Origin of the sequence: Paenibacillus macerans (assembly GCF_050565405.1) — a bacterium.
In the GTDB taxonomy this organism is placed as follows: domain Bacteria; phylum Bacillota; class Bacilli; order Paenibacillales; family Paenibacillaceae; genus Fontibacillus; species Fontibacillus macerans_B.
Window position 1 is genome coordinate 58,745 of record NZ_JBNYYG010000012.1, and the last position, 17,437, is coordinate 76,181.

Below are 17,437 nucleotides of genomic sequence, written 5' to 3' on the forward strand. Positions count from 1 at the left end.
GCCATAAGGAGGCATGTGAACCATGAAAGCGGAAATCATCGCGGTCGGCACGGAGCTGCTGCTTGGCCAGATCGTGAACTCTAATGCGCAATATTTGTCCCAGGAGCTGGCCGCTCTGGGGATCGACGTTTATTTCCAGACCGTGGTCGGCGATAACATGAACCGGCTGGCTCAGGCCGTGGAGACGGCGACGGGGCGAGCGGATCTGTTGATCTTTACCGGGGGGCTCGGCCCGACGCAAGACGATTTGACCAAGGAGGCGCTGGCCGGGGTCGTGGGGCGCTCGCTGTACATCGACCCGGAGGCGATGGAGAACGTCGACCGTTTCTTCCAGGGTCGCGGCGTGCCGATGACGGAGAACAACCGCCGCCAAGCACTGGCCATCGAAGGCGGTACGCCGCTCCCGAACGAGACCGGGCTGGCCGTAGGCAATGCGATCATACATAACGGCAAGTTTTATATCGTGTTGCCCGGACCGCCGAAGGAAATGAAACCGATGTTCGAGCGCCAGGCGAAGCCTTGGATTCTTCAGCAGGTACTGACCGGGGAGATGCCGATTTACTCCAGAATGCTGAAGTTTGCCGGGATTGGCGAATCGGCGCTGGAGACGAAGCTGCTGGACCTGATCCAGGAGCAAACCGATCCCACGGTGGCTCCTTACGCGAAGGAGGGCGAGGTGACGATTCGCATCTCCACCAAGGCGGCGGACGAACGGGAGGCGATGGCGAAGCTGGATGCGATGGAGCGGGAAATCGCTTCGCGGCTGCCGGAGCACCTATACGCGAACGTCGACGAGCCGATCGAGAAGACGATTCTGGATCTGATGACGGAGCGCGGCTTGACGCTAAGCGCGGCCGAGAGCTGCACTGGCGGACTGCTGATGGAAATGTTCACGGCACTGCCCGGCAGCTCGGCCGTGTTTGCCGGCGGGGTCGTCTGCTATTCCAATGAGATGAAGGAGAAGCTCCTGAACGTACCGCGCGATCTGCTGGAAGGCGAAGGCGCTCCGGGGGCCGTTAGCGCAGAGACCGCCAAGGTATTGGCGGAGCAGGTGCGCCTGACCGTCGGCACCGACTTCGGCCTGTCGATTACGGGCGTCGCCGGACCGAGCCATTCCGAGCGCAAGCCCGTCGGCCTCGTCTACATCGCCATCTCGCGGCGCGGCTCGGATACCGCCGTGTATGAGCTGAACCTCAAAGGCAACCGCGATGCGATCCGCATGCGGGCGGCGAAGACGATCCTGTATCGGTTGTGGGGGGCGCTGCAGGGATAGAGCAGGTGATTACTTTGCTGGCAGGGCAAGTGAATAACGATCTCAGGCCGCTCTTGTCCGCCGCTGATTAGGAAGAGGGATGACGAGCGGCTCTCAAATGCGGACGTAAACTCCCGGAGGGTTCGTTATTCCCTTCCTTAAGTGCAAAGGTATTGCTTATCCAGCAGCGCTTGGGGGTGAGCGGAACTCCCTTCAGCTCATCCTTGCGCTTTGGGGGATATTGGCATATAATCAAGGCACGGAAGAACCGTAGCAAACTGATTCAGTTGTGCTGCGGTTCTTTTTTTGTTGGAGTTGCGGGGAGGAGGGATAGTGGAATATTGGTGTCGGAATTCATTAGCGAATCGGATAGCGGGCCGCCGTGTGAAATGTTCTTACGATCGCTGTTGTACCTCTAGCCGTTCTGCCGGAAAGACCGTTGTCGCCCTTAAGTTAATGTAGTCACTTGATCGCAATCCTGGCGTGTATAGTGTTTGGAGCGCCGGATTGTGTATGAAAAATCGAACATAATTAGTGCCTCGAAGAGGATATTTGAGAAATCTGTATGAAAAATCAAACACATTTGCGCTTAGGAGAGGCAAAATCGAGAAATCTGTATGATAAATCGAATACAATCCATCATTTCAGGTAATTTCGACGAATTTTATATGAAAAATCATACAGATTCATAAACAAGCGCGCTAACTAGTTTGGAGCAAAAGATGAGCGCATTCCCAAAGGGAACAGCGAGGAGGAGCGCCTCTCTCCCTCCTACGTTCCTCCAGTTTGCGGGATTCCAAAGGGCGGCAGGCCCTTGGGGCCCTCCCTTACGGTAAGGGAGGGTTTGGGTGGGATGAGTCAGAGGGTTGAGATATATTTGCGAATGTATGTTCGAAAAAACGCTTGGCAAACATACCAAAACAAGGTATAATTAAAACATAGAAACTCCGTTTGGAATCGTTAATAAATTCATGTATTTTATATCAAATAAGGATGTGAGCTGATTGTCAGATCGTAAAGCGGCGCTGGAGATGGCGCTTCGTCAAATAGAAAAGCAATTCGGTAAGGGTTCGATTATGAAGCTGGGGGAATCGACGCACATGCAGGTGGAGATCGTCCCAAGCGGATCGATCGCCCTGGATATCGCCCTCGGAACGGGCGGGCTTCCTCGCGGTCGGATTATCGAAGTGTATGGGCCGGAATCTTCAGGTAAAACGACGGTAGCGCTGCATGCCATCGCCGAAGTTCAGAAGATCGGCGGACAAGCTGCCTTTATCGATGCCGAGCATGCGTTGGATCCTTCTTACGCCAGCAAGTTGGGCGTGAACATCGATGAATTGCTGCTGTCCCAGCCGGATACGGGGGAACAGGCGCTGGAGATCGCCGAAGCGCTCGTACGCAGCGGCGCGGTTGACGTTATCGTCATTGACTCGGTTGCCGCGTTGGTGCCGAAGGCGGAGATCGAAGGCGAGATGGGGGATTCCCATGTCGGCTTGCAGGCTCGCTTGATGTCGCAGGCTTTGCGGAAGTTGTCCGGTGCGATCAGCAAATCGAAAACGATCGCGATCTTTATCAACCAGTTGCGCGAGAAGGTTGGCGTCATGTTCGGAAATCCGGAAACGACACCGGGCGGACGGGCACTGAAGTTCTATTCGACGGTGCGCCTGGACGTGCGCCGCATTGAAACGATCAAGATGGGCAATGACATGGTCGGGAACCGGACGCGGATTAAAGTGGTGAAGAACAAAGTGGCTCCACCATTCAAACAGGCCGAAATCGATATTATGTACGGCGAAGGCATTTCTAAAGAGGGCAGTATTATTGACATCGGGGTTGAGCTCGATATCGTAGATAAGAGCGGTGCGTGGTATTCATACGCCGGTGAGCGTCTTGGACAAGGCCGGGAGAATGCCAAGCAATATTTGAAGGAGCATCCGGAAATTGCGGATGTGATCGAACGGAAGATCCGGGAGTCCAGCAATTTGACGACATCGGTGGCTCCGGCCTCCGCAAGTGATCTGGAACTCGAAGGACAAGAGGAACAAGCGCTATTCGGAGATGAATAAGCAGGTTGTCATCAAGCGCTCTGACCGCTGGCATTCGCCGGGGCAGAGCGCTTTTGCGTAATAAAGGACGTTTCATTATCTTGCGGACGAATATTTATGACGGGAGGGGCAGCAGGTGAACCAGTGGGGAAAACGAGGGAAACCGGAAGAAAGCAGGGGGTACGGCAAGCAACGAGCCGAGGATCGCGAAATCGTGGATATTTCCGAGGAGTTGTTTTGGGAACCGAGACCGCGCGCGACGGAACGGGATGATGCGGTGCAGGAAGAGGATGCCGGCCTGGACGCAATTCCGGAGGATACGGATCTGACGATCACGTCGGTGCTGATGCTGAAGCGCCCCAAGCATAGATACCGGATCTCTTTCGGAGCTTACGCGCTGGACGTCCATGAGGACGTCATGATCAAATACCGCATGATCAAAGGCGCGGTATTTAACAAAACGGAGCTGGAAGAAATCGTGTCGGCGGACGAACGCCAGCAGGGATATGCCGATGCGTTGAAATATTTAAGCTTAAAGCCGCGAACCGCCTACGAAATTTCCATGCGGCTAGGCGAGAAGGGCTGGGGCGAAGAAACGATTCAGCATGTGATCGAGCGCTTGCATACGGAAGGGTACGTCGATGACGCGGCATACGCGCAGGAATGGGCCTCTCAGCGCGTGAAGAACCGCGGTAAGGGAAAGCTGTGGGTTCGGCATGAGCTGCGCCAGAAGGGGGTCTCCAAGCCGCTGATCGAGGAGGCGCTGGGCGAAGTCAGCGAAGACGATGAATTCGACAGCGCTTTGCAGCTTGGCCTCAAGAAATGGGGAAGCACCTCGGGAGAGCCGTTGGATAAAAAACGGAAAACCGGAGCTTTTTTGCAGCGCAGGGGGTTTAGCGGAAGCATCGTGTCCAAAGTTCTTGGCGAGCTTAGCCGCAAAGAAGGATGGAATGGGATGGACGATGGGTACGAAGAATAAAGGAGCGGGAGGTAACTGCTGTCATTTGCTTGACAATATCTTTTGTCAAATAATAAAATGAACATGAATCCATATCGCGAAAGTCCCTTTTTTCCTTCCAAAATTATGGGCTGCGCATGCGATTCTGTTCTCCAATCATGAAGGCAATGTACATCCGCGATTTTCTGCGGAAGGGTCATGCATAGCATGAAACAGCTGAACTGAATGGGCAAGTCATGAATTTTTTGTATGAATGATGAACCTAAGAAACGTAATTACAACTGCAAACATCCCAAGGAATGCCTTGGAGGAAACAACGGGGAGGTGAACAGATGGCTATTGAAATCTGGATCGTTCTCGTTGCAGCCGCTTTATTCTTTGGGTTCGTGATCGGATATTTTATTCGCAAGTCTCTTGCCGAAGCTAAAATTTCCAGTGCGGAACAAGCTGCCAGTCAGATCTTGGAAAATGCGAAGAAAGACGCAGAAGCACTGAAAAAGGAAACGGTTCTGGAAGCGAAGGACGAAGTCCACAAGCTCAGATCCGAGGCTGATAAAGACATTCGTGAACGTCGGAATGAAATTCAACGACAAGAAAGACGATTGTTGCAAAAAGAAGAGTCGCTGGATAAAAAATTGGAATCGCTTGAACGTAAAGAAGAGCAAGTGGTTAGCAAAGAGAAACGGATCGAAGAAACTCAGCAGCAAATCGACTTGATTTACAAGAATCAGGTTCAGGAATTGGAACGGATTTCGAATCTCACCATGGAAGATGCCCGCACGATCATTTTGAACAATGTCGAGCAGGAAGTTCGCCATGAGACGGCACAGATGATTAAAGACATTGAACAGCAGGCGAAAGAGGAAGCGGACAAGAAATCCCGCGAGATTATTACGCTGGCGATTCAACGTTGTGCCGCCGATCATGTTGCCGAAACTACGGTTTCGGTCGTGACGCTGCCGAACGAAGAAATGAAAGGGCGGATCATCGGCCGGGAAGGCCGGAATATCCGGGCTCTCGAAACGTTAACCGGGATCGATCTCATTATCGACGACACGCCGGAAGCGGTGATTCTGTCGGGCTTTGACCCGATTCGCCGCGAAATTGCCCGCACGGCGCTGGAGAAGCTGGTGGCGGACGGACGGATTCATCCGGCAAGAATCGAAGAAATGGTCGAGAAATCCCGCCGGGAAGTGGACGAACGCATTCGCGAATACGGCGAGCAAGCCACCTTCGAGGTGGGCGTACACGCATTGCATCCTGATTTGATTAAAATTTTGGGACGTCTCAAGTTCCGGACAAGCTACGGTCAAAACGTGCTGAAGCATTCGATGGAAGTTGCTTACCTGGCCGGATTAATGGCCGGAGAACTCGGCGAGGATATCGCGCTGGCTAAACGGGCAGGCTTGCTGCATGATATCGGTAAAGCGCTCGATCATGAAGTGGAAGGGTCTCATGTCGAAATCGGCGTGGAGCTGGCAAAGAAATACAAAGAGCATCCGGTGGTCATCAACAGTATCGCGTCCCACCACGGCGATTGCGAAGCAACTTCCGTGATTGCCATGCTGGTTGGCGCGGCCGACGCTTTGTCGGCGGCAAGACCGGGCGCGCGGCGCGAAACGCTGGAAACGTACATTCGCCGTTTGGAGAAGCTCGAGGAGATTTCCGAGTCGTTCGAAGGCGTCGAGAAGTCGTTTGCCATTCAGGCAGGCCGCGAGGTGCGTGTAATGGTGCAGCCGGATAAGATCGACGATGCGGAAGCATTCCGCTTGGCGCGCGACATCACCAAAATGATTGAAAGTGAACTGGATTACCCGGGTCATATCAAAGTTACCGTCATCCGCGAAACGCGGGCGGTTGAATACGCCAAGTAAAGGTTATGCTGAAAAGTGGCCCCTCGCGGGCCGCTTTTTCATTGCCTGGACGACCGGTGGGCTGCCAATGGGCTGCCCGCAGGTCAGTTGTTAGAGGAGGGAACATCATTAAAGTTCTGTTTATCGGAGATATCGTAGGGAATACGGGACGCAAAGCGCTGAAAGCCACATTGCCTCATCTTAAATCGAAATACAATCCGCATATCATTATCGCCAACGGCGAGAACGCGGCGGCAGGGCGCGGCATTACCGCCGGCATCGCCAAGGAGTTTTTCGATCAGGGCGTTCACGGCTTAACGATGGGCAATCATACGTGGGACAATAAAGAGATTTTTGATTTTATTGATGACGAACCGCGCATGGTACGTCCGGCTAATTTTCCCCCGGGCACCCCGGGACTCGGCTCGACGGTGATCAAAGCGAACGGCAAGGAGTTGGCCGTGGTCAATTTGATGGGCCGAACTTTTCTGCCGGCGATCGATGACCCCTTCCGCGCCGCGGATGAAATCATCGGCCAGCTGTCCAAAAAACACAAATGCATCCTGGTCGATTTTCATGCCGAAGCCACTTCGGAGAAAATCGCCATGGGCTGGCATCTCGATGGCCGCGCCTCGCTTGTCGTCGGTACGCATACGCATGTGCAAAGCAATGACGATACCATCCTGCCGCAAGGAACGGCCTATTTGACCGACGCCGGCATGGTCGGCTCCCGCGAGGGCATCCTTGGCATGGAGCGTACCGCGGTCCTGCGCAAGTTCACGACCCAGCTCCCGGTCCGGTTCCAGGTTTGCGAAGGCAAATGGCATTTTCACGCGGTGCTCGTCGATCTCGACGACGCTACCGGGAAAGCGCAAAAAATCCAGAAAATCCGCCTCCTGGAGGATGAGTGGTTGATGGATTAAGAAGCTGCGGAAGTGCGCTTCCATATCATTCCAAACGCCAATAAGTCCATGATATCAAGGCCTCCCGAAACTTCCCCCCGGGGAAAAAGAAGGAATTATTTGAGTTCTCACGAATATCTTCTAAGTAGTGGAATCAAACGACTATTCCCAGGGAGGTACTAACCATGGAAGTATTAAAAGTTTCAGCAAAATCCAACCCCAACTCCGTTGCCGGTGCGCTAGCCGGAGTTCTAAGAGAACGTGGCGCTGCTGAACTTCAGGCCATTGGGGCTGGGGCTCTCAACCAAGCCATCAAAGCCGTAGCGATCGCCCGGGGATTCGTCGCACCAAGCGGTGTCGACTTGATTTGTATTCCGGCATTTACCGACATTGTGATCGATGGCGAGGACCGTACAGCCATTAAGCTGATTGTAGAACCAAGATAATCGTTTCGATAGAGATGACGCCTGTTTACTCTTGTAGACAGGTTTTTTTGTATTTCCGGAAATCAATAGGAAGAGGAGGAATGGTCATGAAGTTGCCGGTCATCGATTTTCATTGCGACGCCTTAAGTAAAATGCAGCTTGATCCCAAACTCGACTTTGCTAAGGATAAGAGGCTGGACGTCAACCTTCGGCGTTTGGAGGAAGGCGGGGTGGGGCTGCAGTGCTTTGCCGTCTATCTGTCCGAGCGCCTCGGCACCCCGAAGATGGAGCATATCTTGGACCAGCTCGGCCTGTTCCGGCAACAAATCAATCGCCTTGGCATAACCCCGGTCAGCCATGCCGAAGACTTGGAGGCACTGGAACAATCCGGCGGGACGGGAGGGCTGCTGTCCCTGGAAGGCGCCGATGGGCTGGAGGGAAACCTGCACTACGTGCAGGTGTGTTATGATCGGGGCGTACGTTTTCTCGGCCTGACCTGGAATTTCGCCAACTGGGCGGCTGACGGCATCATGGAGCCCCGGGGTCGCGGTTTTACGCCAGCCGGGCTGGAGCTTGTAAAGAAATGCCATGATTTGGGGATGATTCTTGACGTATCGCATTTATCGATCAAAGGTTTTTGGGAGCTGCAAGAGATCGCCGAGTCAGCCGGCAAGCCGTTTATCGCCTCGCACTCCAATGCCTACAGCGTATGTCCCCATGCCCGGAATCTGCGCGACGATCAGATCCAGGCCATCGTCAAGCTGGGCGGGCGAATCGGCGTTACCTATGTCCCTTGGTTCGTCAAAGAGGGGACAAACGCGTCCAGCCGCGATTTGCTGCCGCACATTGAACGGATTTGCTCACTCGGCGGGTCAGGGAACATCATGTTCGGCTCGGATTTCGACGGGATCGAATCGCATTTAAGCGATTTGCAGCATGCGGGACATTACGCCAAATGGCAGGAAACGCTATTGAATTATTACCCGGAAGAGCTTGTCCGCGGATGGTTGTACGACAACGCAGCCTCGTTCCTGCGGGCATGGTTGCCCTCTCATAAGAAAGCGCTTTAATCCATCCATTTACGAGATCGAAATGATCGAAAACTACTATATGAAAAAAGGCTAGAAAACGCTTGCTTTTTACGTAGTTGAGACATAAAATTGACATGACTCTGAAACAGAATGTTCACAAACAACGAGGCGGAATGTGATCTCTTGCACGTTAACATTCGAAACTGAACTTAATTCTATTTTTTCCATTGCGATACGTTTAAAGGGGTGGGCGATCTTGATTAGTCAATTGTCTTGGAAGATCGGTGGTCAGCAAGGAGAGGGCGTTGAAAGTACGGACCGGATTTTTTCGACGGCCTTGAACCGGTTGGGATACTATTTGTACGGGTACCGGCATTTCTCTTCCCGTATTAAGGGCGGGCATACCAACAATAAAATCCGGATTAGTACTAAGCCGATTCGTGCGATTTCCGACGACTTGGACATCTTAGTCGCTTTTGACCAGGAAAGTATCGATTTGAACGCGCAGGAACTGCGCAGCGGCGGAGTAATCGTGGCGGACGCCAAGTTTGGTCCAACGGTTCCGGAAGGCGTGGATGCACGTTTGTTCCCGGTTCCGATCACGAGCATCGCGGAAGAACTCGGTACTTCGCTAATGAAGAACATGGTGGCTTCCGGTGCATCCTGGGCGTTGCTCGGGCTTCCGCTCGAGGTGTTCAATAAAGCGGTGGAAGAGGAATTCGGCCGCAAAGGGCCAGCGATCGTGGAGAAAAATATCGAAGCGGTAAAACGGGGCGCGGATTACGTGCTGGAGCTTGCGGGAGGTCCCTTGGACGAATTCAAGCTTGAGCCGGCCGACGGCAAGCAAAAGCTGTTCATGATCGGCAACGATGCCATCGGACTTGGGGCCGTAGCGGCGGGTTGCCGGATAATGAGCGCATACCCGATTACGCCAGCTTCTGAAATTATGGAATATTTGATTAAGAAGTTGCCGAAGTTCGGCGGAACGGTCGTACAAACCGAGGACGAAATCGCCGCGATTACGATGGCGATCGGCTCGAGTTACGCCGGAGTCCGGACGATGACGGCTTCGGCCGGTCCCGGCCTGTCCCTGATGATGGAGGCCATCGGCCTGGCAGGGATGACGGAGACACCGGTCGTGATCGTCGATACGCAGCGGGGCGGCCCGAGCACGGGGTTGCCGACGAAGCAGGAGCAGAGCGACATCAACGCGCTGATTTACGGCACACATGGGGAAATCCCCAAAATCGTGCTGGCGCCTAGCTCGATCGAAGAATGTTTCTACGACACGGTGCAAGCCTTCAACCTGGCGGACAAATATCAGGTCCCGGTCATTTTGGCTACGGATTTGCAATTGTCTCTTGGCAAACAATCCTGCGAAATGCTCGATTACAGCAAAGTAACGATCGATCGCGGTTATCTCGTGAAGGATATTCCGGATCGCGAAGATTCGAGCATGTTCAACCGCTATGCTTTCACGGAGAACGGCATCTCTCCTCGCGTGCTTCCCGGCGAGAAGAACGGCATTCACCATGTGACCGGCGTCGAGCATGACGAGTCGGGCCGTCCGTCGGAAAGCACGGTCAACCGGAAGAAGATGATGGATAAAAGGCTGCGCAAGCTGGCTCAGCTGGAAGTGGCCGATCCGATTCTCCTGCAGGCTCCGCATGCCGAGCCGGATGTATTGATCATCGGCATGGGATCCACGGGCGGCACGATCGATCAAGCTAGAGGGCATCTGGAAGCGGATGGCGTGAAGTCCAACCACATGACGGTACGCCTGCTGCATCCGTTCCCGACGGAGCAAGTGCTGCCGCAAATCGCCAAGGCGAAGAAGGTAGTCGTCCTGGAAAACAATGCGACGGGACAGCTGGCGAACCTGATCAAGCAAAACGTCGGACATCACGACAAAATCGTGAACGTCCTGAAATATAACGGCAATCCGTTCCTTCCTTCCGAAGTCTATGAAGAGTGCAAGAAGGCATCCGGGAACAAAGCGCAGGAGGAGTTGGTGAAAAATGGCAACCTTTAAGGAGTTTCGTAATAACGTAAAACCTAACTGGTGTCCGGGCTGCGGCGATTTCTCCATCCAAGCCGCCATCCAGCGGGCTGCGGCGAACGTCGGCCTCGAGCCGGAGGGCCTGGCCGTCATTTCCGGCATCGGCTGCTCCGGGCGCATTTCCGGATACATTAACGCTTATGGCTTGCACGGCATTCACGGCCGCGCGCTGCCGATCGCCCAAGGCGTGAAGCTGGCCAACCGCGATCTGACCGTCATCGCCTCCGGCGGCGACGGCGACGGGTTTGCGATCGGGATGGGGCATACGGTCCATGCGATCCGCCGCAATATCAACATTACGTACATCGTCATGGATAACCAGATTTACGGGTTGACCAAAGGACAAACGTCCCCGCGCAGCGGCGAGGGCTTCAAGACGAAAAGCACGCCGGAAGGTTCGGTGGAATCGACGTTATCGCCGCTCGAAATCGCCTTGGCGTCCGGAGCGACTTTCGTGGCCCAGTCGTTCTCCAGCGATCTGAAGCAGCTGACCTCCCTGATCGAACAGGGCATCCAGCATGAAGGCTTTTCGCTCATCAACGTGTTTAGTCCTTGCGTCACCTTCAACAAGGTGAACACGTACGATTGGTTCAAGGAAAACATCATTAACCTGGAGACGGTTCCGGATTACGATCCAAGCAACCGCGCGATGGCGATGGCGAAGCTGATGGAGACGGGCAGCATGATCACCGGCCTCATCTACCAGAACAAAGAGAAAAAAAGCTACGAGAATTTGGTGCACGGCTTCAAACCGGAGCCGCTGGTTTCCCAGCAGCTCGCTTTATCGGAAAATGAGTTTGACAATCTTGTAGCAGAATTCAGATAATAACCCAAAAGGCGTCCATTTCCGATGGACGTCTTTTCCTTTTTGTCGACAATAGGTGTATAATGGATTCCGATGTGAATCGTCATCGACATAGAGAATATACGAGGAGTGTTTGCAAAAATGAGCAAGACTGTAAATGTCGGCGTTTCCGCACGTCATATCCATCTCACGCAAGAGCATATCGAAATTTTATTCGGACAAGGTTATCAGCTTACCGAATTCAAGCCTTTGTCCCAACCGGGGCAATTTGCTGCGAACGAACAGGTAGCTGTCATCGGACCGAAAGGCGGGTTCGATAAAGTCCGCATTCTGGGCCCGGCCCGTCCGGCTTCTCAACTGGAAATTTCCCGCACGGACTCCTTTGCGATCGGCGTGAAGGCTCCGGTTCGCGAATCGGGCAACATTGAAGGTACGCCAGGCATTACCGTAAAAGGTCCTGCCGGCGAGATCGAATTGGACAAAGGCGTTATCGTCGCAGCACGCCACATCCACTTCCATACCTCGGATGCCGAGAATTGGGGCATTCAAGACAAGCAGCTGCTGAAGGTTCGTTTGGGCGGAGAACGCGGTTTGGTATTGGAGAACGTCATCGCGCGCGTATCGGACAACTTTGCGCTGGATATGCATATCGATACGGACGAAGCGAACGCTGCCGGCGCCAAAACCGGCGATACGGCGGAAATCATCGATTAGTCCGCAAACAGCGTTAAATAAAGCGAAGGGCTTGACCCCGGCAGCTTGCTGCTGAAAGGTCAAGCCCTTTTTGCGTTGCCTATGCAAGGAGATCAGGCTTCGATCGATACGGCGTGGGCGATGCAGGGAATGCTTTCTCCTTGCTGGAAGGAGAGGGGGGAGAGCAGTGCCCCGGTAGCCACGACGAGAATCCGTTTCAGTTCGCCGCGCTTTATCCGGTTCAGCAGATGCCCATAAGTAACCACTGCCGAACAAGCGCAGCCGCTGGCCCCGGCCTGAACCTGCTGCTTCTCGTAGTTATAGATCATCATGCCGCAGTCTTGGTAGGTCGTTTGGTTGATCGGGAAGTTATGGCGCACGAACAGGTCGTTGGCGATCGCGAACCCGACCTTGGACAGATCGCCGGTGACGATCAGGTCGTAGAAGGAAGGTTCGATTTGTAAGTCGCGGAAATGGGCCTGAATCGTATCGACTGCCGCCGGCGCCATCGCCGCGCCCATGTTAAACGGGTCGGTAATCCCCATATCGATCACTTTGCCGATCGTGGCCGATGTGACCGACGGTCCATCGCCTTTGGGCGACAGTACGGCCGAACCGGAACCGGTTACGGTAAACTGTGCGGTCGGCGGCTTCTGCGAGCCGTATTCCGTCGGATAACGGAACTGCTTCTCCACGCTGGCGTTGTGGCTGCAGGTGCCGGCTACGGCGTATTGGGCTCCGCCCGAATTGACGACATAGGCGGCCATCGCCAGCGTCTCCATCGAGGTCGAGCAAGCGCCGAACATGCCGATGTACGGAATGCTTAACGTTCGCGCGGCAAAGCTGTTGCTGATGATCTGGTTCATCAAATCGCCGCCAAAGTAGAACTGGATCTGCTCTTTCGTGAGCCCGGCGTGTTCGATCGCCAGCGTCGCCGACTCCTCGAGCAGCGTTTTTTCGGCTTTCTCCCAGCTATCCTGGCCGAGGTACAGGTCGGCATGAATAATGTCGAAATCCTCGGCAAGCGGCCCTTGGCCTTCAAACGGACCAACCACGGTGGCGGTACTGATGATTTTCGGTTTGTTCTCGAACACCCAGCTTTGATGGCCCTTCAGCATCTCAGTGACCTCCTCCCGCGTATCCCGGAACAAACACGGCATATATGATTCCGACGATAAAAGCCGCTACCGTACCGAAAACGATGACGGAGCCGGCCAATTGGAACATGCCTGCGGCTACGCCGAGCACCAGCCCTTCGGGGCGGTGTTCAATCGCCGTTGAGGCCATGGAGTTGGCAAATCCGGTGACGGGAACGGCGGTGCCGGCTCCGGCCCATTGGGCGATTTTATCATAGACGCCAAAGCTCGTCAGGAGCACGGAAATGATGACGAGAACGGCCACCATCGGATTGGCGGCTTCTTTTTCGCTCATGCCGGCAAAATGGATGAAAGCCTGACGGATGCATTCTCCGAGCACGCAAATCAGCCCGCCGACCAGAAAGGCCCGCACGCAGTTGACGGCTATGGGTCGCTTCGGCTCGTGGGAGTTCGCCAACCGCTGATACTGCTGCTGCGTCGGGGTCAACTGCTTATTTTTTTTCTTGGCCATGCTCCCAATCCTCCTATTGAATTAATAACGGTTTGACCTGATCGATCACCTGCTGCAGGTTGGATGAGCAGTCCCCGTAAAGCTTCTTCGCGGCTTCCTCCTCGGTGGAGAGGGCGAACATTTCCAGATCGGCTTCGCATTTTTTCAACTGGGCCAGCAAAACTGCTTTTTCCTGCGGTTGCGGAACTGTTAACTGATCGTCGTACAAATCGGCATAAAATTGTCCATAGGCGTCGACTTGCCCTAGGTTCACGTTGTCCAACGAGACGCCCAGCTTCTCCAGTTCGGTGTTCAACCAATGGCGATTCAGCCCCAAAGTGGCCAGCGGCTCGTCCATGATTTTTCCATCGATAATTACCGTTTGCGGCTCCGGCTCCGGAGCGACTTTCAGGCCTAATTGCGAGGGAGTAAGCGGCTGGTATTCATTTTTCAACAGCGCGTTGATTTCCCCGTCCGGCTCGATGACCGCAAACTCCACCTCGGCCACCTTGAAGATGCTCTTTTTCCGCAACTGCTCCATTAGTTCCTCGTTGCTTAATTTCTCCTTTTTCAAGTTATCCTCAAGGATCTTCCCATCCTTAATTAGCACGGTACTACTGCTGTCGATCAAATCCCGGGCTTTCTTGCTTTTGATCTGCAGGTATTCGATCCCGAGCGAAACGAGGAACCAGACAGTCACGGCAATCAGGCCGAGATACCAGTCCGTATCCACGTCAAGGGAAATATAAGCGGTAATGCTGCCGATCGTAATCCCGGTAATATATTCGAAAAAGGAAAGCTGGGAAATCTGCCTTTTCCCGAGCAATCGGGTGAGCAGAAGCAACACGAGCGCGGCAACCAACGTTCTGACGACGATTTCCAACCATAACGGCATTACGGATCCTCCTTTCGGCCTCATTCAGTTAACAATACAAGGTGAGATAATCCAATTATGTGCGAGCGCAAGAGGTTTTACTAAGACAAAATGTGGAAAAGTGCAGGTCGCATGAATCGGCTTTCGTCAGGTAAAATTATGCTTTGTCCGAAGGATCATACTATTAGTGCAAGTTCAAAAAGTCGGCTTTTCAGCACCAAGAAGGTTGGATGAAGCAGGGGCTGAGTAGCGGAGCGTAGACAGATCTACGTGAGCAACGGAAGATCCGGCTGAATTCAAGATTCGATGTCGAATCCACTTCTTGAACTGCTTCGTGATCAAAAGATGACTTTTTGAACAACCTCTATAACTAAAGGTGGTGAAAGAATGACAGTAGCAGCCCAAGTGAAAACGACGCTGGCCTCGCTGAAAAGCGCTCAAGCGAACCTGGAGCAATTCGCTTTGAATACGCAAAACCAACAAGCTAAGGATTTGTTTACGCAATGCGCGCAACAAACGCAGCAAATCGTTACGCAAGTGGAGGGACGCGTTCAAGACTTGGAAAACGAAGAGCCACAATATAAAGGCTTCTAGTCCGCCCGACGGTAGCATGTACTTCACATCACAGTCGCTAGTCACGATGGCCCGTTCAAGAGAACGGGCTGTTTTTGCGTGCAGTCGACCGGCTCCGAAAGCCCTTCCTTCTAAGCTCCCGCAGGGTCTTTATCTGGATATCCGGGCCGCCCCATGCTATAATTTAGTGTAATGCATTTTTAGTGATGAACGATTTCCACCCATAAAGAACGAAGATAGATTGGTAAAGGAGTGAGCGGGCAGCATGGCTAAGGAAACCAAGGACTACTCCAAATATTTTGACTTCTCGGACGCCCGGGTCATTTCGGAGGATGAGCGGGGGAAGAAGATCAGAATTCGCGGGAGGGACATTCAGATCCTGTCAGAACCGAACCACCGAATGGAGAAGCAACGCGGGAAAGAGGATGTGCAAGTCCTTTACGACAATGCGGTTCCGGAAGAAATGCAGGGGATCGGAGCGGGCAAGCACTATATTGTCTACACGTTCGGCTGCCAAATGAACGAGCACGATACGGAGACGATTAAAGGACTGCTGGAGCAGATGGGCTATCGTCCGACGGAAGACCGCAAGATCGCCGACATCATCTTGCTCAATACGTGCGCCATTCGGGAGAACGCCGAGGATAAAGTATTCGGCGAGTTGGGCCATTTGAAAGGGCTGAAGACGGAGAAGCCGGATCTGTTGCTGGGCGTTTGCGGCTGCATGTCGCAGGAGGAAGGCGTCGTAAAGCGGATTTTGCAGAAGCACGGTTTTGTGGACATGATTTTCGGCACGCATAACCTTCACCGTCTGCCGTACTTGATCCAGGAAGCCCTGTTCAGCAAGGAAATGGTCGTCGAGGTGTGGTCCAAGGAGGGCGACATCATCGAAAACCTTCCTAAGAAACGCGAAGGCATGCGGGCGTGGGTCAACATCATGTACGGGTGCGACAAATTCTGTACTTATTGCATCGTGCCTTTTACCCGGGGCAAGGAGCGCAGCCGCCGTCCGGAGGACGTCATCGCGGAAGTGCGCGAACTGGCGCGTCAGGGGTATAAAGAGGTCACCCTGCTTGGTCAGAACGTGAACGCGTACGGAAAGGATTTTACCGATATCCGCTATACGTTCGCGAATCTGATGGATGATATCCGCCGGATCGATATTCCGCGCGTTCGTTTCACCACTTCGCATCCGCGCGATTTCGACGACGCGCTGATCGAGGTGCTGGCGAAAGGCGGCAACCTGGTGGAGCACATCCATCTGCCGGTGCAATCGGGCAGCAGCGAAGTGCTGAAGAAGATGAGCCGCAAATATTCCCGCGAGCACTATCTCGAGTTGGCGCGGAAGATCAAGGCCAAGATTCCGAACGTCGTGCTGACGACGGACATCATCGTCGGGTTCCCGGGAGAGACGGAGGAGCAGTTCGAGGAGACTTTATCCCTCGTGCGCGAGGTAGGTTACGATTCCGCGTACACGTTCGTGTATTCCCCGCGGGAGGGCACCCCGGCCGCCGTGATGGAGGACAATGTTCCGTTCGAAGAGAAGAAGGCGCGCCTGGCCCGGTTGAACGACACGGTGAACGAATTCAGCCGGCGCAGCAACGATGAGCTGCGCGGCCAAATCGTCGAGGTGCTTGTCGAGGGCGAGAGCAAAAACAACTCAAACGTATTGTCGGGCCGAACCCGCACGAACAAGCTCGTTCATTTCGAAGGCGGAGCCGATTTGATCGGCACGTTCGTGTACGTAGAGATTACGGATCCGATGACCTGGTATATCAAAGGCAATATCGTCACCCAAACCGCCAATTTGGCATAACGCAAGGAGGAAATGACTATGGAGCATAATGACCAAACCGATTGCGGTATTCCCAAGTTCGATTCCCGGGATCTGGTGATCCGCGAGGATATTATGAGCAAAGCCAAGGAATTGGCCGAGTTGATCGGCACCAGCGAAGAAGTGCAACAGTTCCAAAAAGCGGAGAAGATGATTCAGCAGCATGAACGGGTGCAAGGGCTGATCAGCGCGATCAAGAAAAAACAAAAGGAAATCGTTGCGTTCGAAAGCTTTCAGAATCAGGCAATGGTGCAAAAGATCGAACGCGAAATCGAGGAGCTCCAGGATGAACTTGACGGCATTCCGCTCGTGACGGAGTTCCAGCAAAGCCAAAGCGATATTAATTACTTGCTGCAGTTGGTCGTTTCCGTGATCCGCGACACGGTCTCCAGCAAAGTCAATGTGGAATCGGACAGCAGCGAACCGGCCGTGACATCCGGCTATGGGGAGTAATTGGCAATAGGACGGTGCGGAGGTAAGCCCTTCCGCACTTTTTTGAATCCAGTTATCGCTGGCGGCTTTTGATTGAACGGCCGATTCTTCGGA

General features: G+C 53.7%; 16 protein-coding genes. 13 read left to right on the top strand and 3 right to left on the bottom strand.

What is annotated here, in order from left to right; all coding sequences use genetic code 11:
• The first annotated feature begins 22 nt into the window (after positions 1–22).
• The 10 genes from ACQ4N8_RS10280 (at position 23) to pduL (ending at position 12,044) form a co-directional block, all read left to right on the top strand.
• A complete protein-coding gene (locus ACQ4N8_RS10280) occupies positions 23–1,273 on the top strand; it encodes a competence/damage-inducible protein A (RefSeq protein ID WP_430704265.1) in 1,251 nt (416 codons plus the stop codon).
• A gap of 983 nt (positions 1,274–2,256) precedes the next feature.
• On the top strand, positions 2,257–3,318 hold the full coding sequence (gene recA, locus ACQ4N8_RS10285; protein ID WP_430704266.1) for a recombinase RecA: 1,062 nt from the start codon (positions 2,257–2,259) through the stop codon (positions 3,316–3,318).
• Positions 3,319–3,433: 115 nt separating this feature from the next.
• Positions 3,434–4,276 (top strand): regulatory protein RecX, encoded by an 843-nt coding sequence (locus ACQ4N8_RS10290; protein WP_430704267.1) that lies wholly within the window; start codon positions 3,434–3,436, stop codon positions 4,274–4,276.
• 311 nt (positions 4,277–4,587) lie between these two features.
• Positions 4,588–6,129 (top strand): ribonuclease Y, encoded by a 1,542-nt coding sequence (gene rny / locus ACQ4N8_RS10295; RefSeq protein ID WP_430704268.1) that lies wholly within the window; start codon positions 4,588–4,590, stop codon positions 6,127–6,129.
• Positions 6,130–6,236: 107 nt separating this feature from the next.
• Positions 6,237–7,031, top strand: a complete 795-nt coding sequence (locus ACQ4N8_RS10300; protein WP_430704317.1) for a TIGR00282 family metallophosphoesterase — start codon at positions 6,237–6,239, stop codon at positions 7,029–7,031.
• A gap of 164 nt (positions 7,032–7,195) precedes the next feature.
• Complete coding sequence (locus ACQ4N8_RS10305) at positions 7,196–7,456, top strand: stage V sporulation protein S (protein ID WP_006286829.1); 261 nt, start codon at positions 7,196–7,198, stop codon at positions 7,454–7,456.
• An 86-nt stretch (positions 7,457–7,542) separates the two neighbouring features.
• A complete protein-coding gene (locus ACQ4N8_RS10310) occupies positions 7,543–8,505 on the top strand; it encodes a dipeptidase (protein WP_430704269.1) in 963 nt (320 codons plus the stop codon).
• 217 nt (positions 8,506–8,722) lie between these two features.
• Positions 8,723–10,498, top strand: coding sequence for a 2-oxoacid:acceptor oxidoreductase subunit alpha (locus ACQ4N8_RS10315; protein WP_430704270.1), 1,776 nt, complete (start codon positions 8,723–8,725; stop codon positions 10,496–10,498).
• A complete protein-coding gene (locus ACQ4N8_RS10320) occupies positions 10,485–11,351 on the top strand; it encodes a 2-oxoacid:ferredoxin oxidoreductase subunit beta (RefSeq protein ID WP_430704271.1) in 867 nt (288 codons plus the stop codon). The genes ACQ4N8_RS10315 and ACQ4N8_RS10320 overlap by 14 nt, the downstream gene beginning before the upstream one ends.
• A 120-nt stretch (positions 11,352–11,471) precedes the next feature.
• Positions 11,472–12,044 carry a phosphate propanoyltransferase gene (pduL, locus tag ACQ4N8_RS10325; protein ID WP_430704272.1) on the top strand — a complete coding sequence of 191 codons (573 nt, stop codon included), beginning with the start codon at positions 11,472–11,474 and terminating at the stop codon, positions 12,042–12,044.
• Positions 12,045–12,136: 92 nt separating this feature from the next.
• Here pduL and spoVAD read toward each other — a convergent pair whose 3' ends face one another.
• The 3 genes from spoVAD to ACQ4N8_RS10340 are packed head-to-tail and all read right to left on the bottom strand — an operon-like array spanning position 12,137 to position 14,505.
• Positions 12,137–13,141: a stage V sporulation protein AD gene (spoVAD, locus tag ACQ4N8_RS10330; RefSeq protein ID WP_430704273.1), complete on the bottom strand. Its 1,005-nt coding sequence runs from the start codon at positions 13,139–13,141 to the stop codon at positions 12,137–12,139.
• A 1-nt stretch (position 13,142) separates the two neighbouring features.
• Complete coding sequence (spoVAC, locus tag ACQ4N8_RS10335; protein WP_430704274.1) at positions 13,143–13,631, bottom strand: stage V sporulation protein AC; 489 nt, start codon at positions 13,629–13,631, stop codon at positions 13,143–13,145.
• 13 nt (positions 13,632–13,644) lie between these two features.
• Positions 13,645–14,505, bottom strand: coding sequence for a DUF421 domain-containing protein (locus ACQ4N8_RS10340; protein WP_430704275.1), 861 nt, complete (start codon positions 14,503–14,505; stop codon positions 13,645–13,647).
• Between the two features lie 366 nt (positions 14,506–14,871).
• Here ACQ4N8_RS10340 and ACQ4N8_RS10345 point away from each other — a divergent pair, with 366 nt between their 5' ends.
• The 3 genes from ACQ4N8_RS10345 to ACQ4N8_RS10355 all read left to right on the top strand — a co-directional run bounded on the left by ACQ4N8_RS10345 (position 14,872) and on the right by ACQ4N8_RS10355 (position 17,344).
• On the top strand, positions 14,872–15,078 hold the full coding sequence (locus tag ACQ4N8_RS10345; protein ID WP_430704276.1) for a DUF1657 domain-containing protein: 207 nt from the start codon (positions 14,872–14,874) through the stop codon (positions 15,076–15,078).
• 244 nt (positions 15,079–15,322) lie between these two features.
• Positions 15,323–16,873, top strand: coding sequence for a tRNA (N6-isopentenyl adenosine(37)-C2)-methylthiotransferase MiaB (gene miaB, locus ACQ4N8_RS10350; RefSeq protein ID WP_430704277.1), 1,551 nt, complete (start codon positions 15,323–15,325; stop codon positions 16,871–16,873).
• A gap of 18 nt (positions 16,874–16,891) precedes the next feature.
• Complete coding sequence (locus ACQ4N8_RS10355) at positions 16,892–17,344, top strand: RicAFT regulatory complex protein RicA family protein (protein ID WP_430704278.1); 453 nt, start codon at positions 16,892–16,894, stop codon at positions 17,342–17,344.
• Positions 17,345–17,437 lie beyond the last annotated feature (93 nt).